Below are 4,047 nucleotides of genomic sequence, written 5' to 3'. Positions count from 1 at the left end.
GGTCAACTACCGCCTGCGGGCGAGTGCCCGTGACAGCCAGCGCGCTGGCGAGTCTTGCGCGACGGCGGCGGCGCGCAGCGAGCTGGCGCCCACGTTCGGCAAATAACGACAAAGAGGAGAAACGCCATGGCTACTGCGCTGCGAGCCCACTCCGAACACGCCAGTTGGCGCGACTACCTGGAGCTGACCAAGCCCAAGGTGGTGCTGCTGATGCTGATCACCTCGCTGGTCGGCATGTTCCTCGCCACCCGCGCCGGCGTGCCCTGGACCGTGCTGGTGTTCGGCAACCTCGGCATCGGCCTGTGCGCCGGGGCCGCGGCGGCGGTCAACCATGTGGTGGACCGGCGCATCGACTCGATCATGGCGCGCACGCACAAGCGCCCGGTCACCGCCGGGCGGGTCTCGCCGGCGGCGGCGCTGAGCTTCGCCCTGCTCCTGGCCGTGGCCGGCATGGCCCTGCTGCTGCTGTTCACCAACGCCCTGGCGGCCTGGCTGACCCTGGCCTCCCTGCTCGGCTACGCGGTGATCTACACCGGCTTTCTCAAGCGCGCCACGCCGCAGAACATCGTCATCGGCGGCCTGGCCGGCGCCGCGCCGCCGCTGCTGGGCTGGGTGGCCGTGACCGGGCATATGTCCGCCGAGCCGCTGCTGCTGGTGCTGATCATCTTCGCCTGGACGCCGCCGCACTTCTGGGCCCTGGCCATCCACCGCAAGGCCGAATATGCCAAGGCGGATATCCCCATGCTGCCGGTGACCCACGGCGAGCACTACACCAAGGTGCATATCCTGCTCTACACCCTGGTGATGTTCGCCGTCACCCTGCTGCCCTACGCCATCCACATGAGCGGGCCGCTCTACCTGGTCTGCGCGCTGCTGCTGGGCGGGCGCTTCCTGCACTGGGCCTGGGTGCTGTACCGTGACAGCAAACCGCACGCGGCGATCAACACCTTCAAGTACAGTATCTGGTACCTGTTCCTGCTGTTCATCGCCCTGCTGGCGGACCACTACCTGCTGCTGAACATCTAAAGGCCGTCATGACCCGCACCCAGATCACCGTCTTCGTCCTCGTCGCCATAGTCGCCCTGGTGCTGGGGCTCACCGTCAACAAGGTGCTGACCGCCAAGGGCCAGGGCGACCCCACCGCGCTGCTCGACGCCGGCATCGTGCTGCTGCCGCAGAGCCGCAGCCTGCCGGCGCTGACCCTGACCGACCAGGACGGCGCCGAGGTGGCGGTGGATCAGCTCAAGGAGCAGTGGAGCCTGCTGTTCTTCGGCTACACCTTCTGCCCGGACATCTGCCCGGCCACCCTCGCCCAGCTGCGCCAGCTGCAGGGCCAGTTGCCCGAGGAAACCCGCGCGCGGCTGCGCCTGGTGCTGGTCAGCGTGGACCCCAAGCGCGACACCCCGGAGCAGCTGAAGAAGTACCTGGCCTATTTCGATGCCGGCTTCGTCGGCCTGACCGGCGAGGAAGCGACGCTGCAGAAGTTCGCCAACGCGGTGAGCGTCCCCTATATCCCCGCCGACACCAGCAAGGACAACTACACCGTCGATCACAGCGGCAACCTGGTGATCATCGGCCCGGACGGCACCCAGCGCGGCTTTATCCGCGCGCCGATCAACAACGCCAAGCTGGCCGAGCAGCTGCCGGGGCTGGTGTCCGGCAGCTAACGGTACGCCCGTGTCTGCGTAGGGTGGATGAGGCTTTTGCATCCACCACTTCGGCGCCAGAGGGGCTATAGCCGATAACGCTCTGGTGGATCGGTGAAGCGTGATCCACCCTACAGCGCGAACGGCAGCGCCAGCTCGACCCGCTGGCGCTGCGCCAGGCGGCGCTGGAACTCGCCCGGATCGTGGATCAACACCTTCTGCCCGGCGAAGGACTCGGCGGCGATCAGCCGCGACAGCCAGAAGCGTACGCAGGCGATGCGCAGCATGGCCGGCCACAGCTCGGCCTCGGCAGCCGTGAAAGGCCGCAGCGTGGCATAGGCGCCTAGCAGGGCGCGGGCGCGAGGGCCGTCCAGGCTGCCGTCCTCGTGCGAGCACCAGTCGTTCAGGCAGATCGCCAGGTCGTAGAGCATCGGCCCCGAGCAGGCGTTGTAGAAGTCGATCACTCCGGCCAGGTGGTTGCCGTCGAACAGCACGTTGTCGCGGAACAGGTCGGCATGCAGGTTGGCCCGCGGCAGGGCGAGGATGCGGGCTTTCAGCGCGGCGATCTCGGCCAGCGCGTCGCGCAGCAGCGGCAGCTCGGCTTCCGGCAGCCTGAGCGCCAGGCTCGGGCCCTCGGCCAGCATCCAGTCCAGGCCGCGGTCGCTGCGCCGCTCCAGCGGCCGCTCGCGGGTGGCCAGGTGGATACGCGCCAGCAGGCTGCCGACCTCCTGGCAATGGTGGGCGTTGGCCGCGTGCACGTGCTTGCCGGCCAGGCGCGGCTGCAGCAGCGCGGGTTTTTCCGCCAGGCTGCGCAGCGCCTGGCCATCTTCCGTGCGCAGGGCGTAGGGCACCGGCAGACCGGCGTCGTGGAGCACGTCGAGCAGTTCGATGAAGAACGGCAGGTCGGCCGCCGGGCCGCGCTCGACCAGGGTCAGGACGTACTCGCCCTGCTCCAGGCTGACGAAGAAGTTGCTGTTTTCGCTACCCGCGGCGATGCCCTGGAAGTCGCGCAACCGGCCGAGCCCGTAGGGCGCCAGGAAGACTTCGAGCTCGTGACGCTCCAGGGGGGTGAATACCGACATATCAGACCTTAATTGCCTTACCAGCTAAAGATTTCCCAGGAAGGGATCAGCATGTCCGGATCGTCCGAACGTATGAAGTTGCCGTCGCTGCCGTCGGCGCGCACCAGGAAGTAGGGTTTGCCGTTTTTCGGAATGACCTTGATCGCGTAGAGAAAACCGTTGACCCGGTATTCCTGGATGGTGCGGTCGCCGTCCTGGCGGATGGTCACATCCGGGTCGCCGGAAACAGGATCTTCGGCATGCGCGGCGAGGGGGGCGCCAGCCAGCAGGCCGACCAGCAAAAGGCGTTTGACTGTACCCATGGTAACCTTGCTCCTTGATTTCAATGATGCGGTCATTCTAGCGCCGCACCCGCCGAAAAGGTTGATCCCGCTCATGAGCCAAGCCCCGCTGATCCTGGTCGACGGTTCCTCCTACCTGTACCGCGCCTTCCACGCCCTGCCGCCGCTGACCACCTCCAAGGGCCTGCCCACCGGGGCGGTCAAGGGCGTGCTGAACATGCTCAAGAGCCTGCGCAAGCAGTACCCGAACAGCCCCTTCGCCGTGGTCTTCGACGCCAAGGGCGGCACCTTCCGCGACGAGCTGTTCGCCGAGTACAAGGCCAATCGCCCATCCATGCCGGACGAGCTGCGTGTGCAGGTCGAGCCGCTGCACGCCAGCGTGCGCGCCCTCGGCCTGCCGCTGCTGTGCGTGGAAGGGGTGGAGGCCGACGACGTGATCGGCACCCTGGCCCGTCAGGCCGCCGGCGAGAAACGCGACGTGGTGATCTCCACCGGCGACAAGGACATGGCCCAGCTGGTCTGCCCGCACGTTACGCTGGTCAATACCATGACCGGAAGCGTCTACGATGCCGATGGCGTGAAAGAGAAATTCGGTGTCGGTCCCGAGCTGATCATCGACTACCTGGCGCTGATGGGCGACAAGGTCGACAACATCCCCGGCGTGCCCGGGGTCGGCGAGAAGACTGCCCTCGGCCTGCTCACCGGCGTCGGTGGCGGCCTCGACGTGCTCTACGCCAACCTCGACAAGGTGCCCGAGCTGCCGATTCGCGGTGCCAAGGGCCTGCCGGCCAAGCTCGAGGAACACCGCGAGATGGCCTACCTGTCCTACCAGCTGGCCACCATCAAGACCGACGTCGAACTGAACATCGCCATCGACGACCTGCACCCGGGCGAGCCGGATCAGGCGGCGCTGGTCGAGCTGTACGGCGAGCTGGAATTCAAGAACTGGCTCGACGAGCTGCTGCGGCAGAACAAGCCCCTGGCGGCCAAGGCCAAGGCCGCGGCCCCGGCCGGCGACCTGTTCGCCGAGCCGGCCAG

At 67.3% G+C, this 4,047-nt stretch carries 5 protein-coding genes; 3 read left to right on the top strand and 2 right to left on the bottom strand.

Annotated elements, in window-relative coordinates:
• The first annotated feature begins 126 nt into the window (after nt 1-126).
• Nucleotides 127-1,026, top strand: a complete 900-nt coding sequence (cyoE, locus tag N878_RS14200) for a heme o synthase (protein ID WP_021444306.1) — start codon at nt 127-129, stop codon at nt 1,024-1,026.
• Nucleotides 1,027-1,034: 8 nt separating this feature from the next.
• Nucleotides 1,035-1,667 (top strand): SCO family protein, encoded by a 633-nt coding sequence (locus N878_RS14195; protein ID WP_021444305.1) that lies wholly within the window; start codon nt 1,035-1,037, stop codon nt 1,665-1,667.
• Between the two features lie 110 nt (nt 1,668-1,777).
• On the opposite strand, the gene N878_RS14190 is transcribed toward N878_RS14195, so the two are convergent.
• Nucleotides 1,778-2,728, bottom strand: a complete 951-nt coding sequence (locus N878_RS14190; RefSeq protein ID WP_021444304.1) for a homoserine kinase — start codon at nt 2,726-2,728, stop codon at nt 1,778-1,780.
• A 17-nt stretch (nt 2,729-2,745) separates the two neighbouring features.
• Nucleotides 2,746-3,030, bottom strand: a complete 285-nt coding sequence (locus tag N878_RS14185) for a DUF2782 domain-containing protein (protein ID WP_031303181.1) — start codon at nt 3,028-3,030, stop codon at nt 2,746-2,748.
• Between the two features lie 73 nt (nt 3,031-3,103).
• On the opposite strand from N878_RS14185, the gene N878_RS14180 reads away from it, so the two are divergent.
• On the top strand, nt 3,104-4,047 hold a 944-nt coding region (locus tag N878_RS14180; protein WP_021444302.1), incomplete at its 3' end, for a 5'-3' exonuclease H3TH domain-containing protein.

The sequence above is a fragment of the Pseudomonas sp. EGD-AK9 genome, assembly GCF_000465935.2.
Lineage (GTDB): Bacteria > Pseudomonadota > Gammaproteobacteria > Pseudomonadales > Pseudomonadaceae > Aquipseudomonas.
Note: the sequence above shows the minus strand (reverse complement) of the source record. Positions and strands in the feature narration are given on the sequence as shown.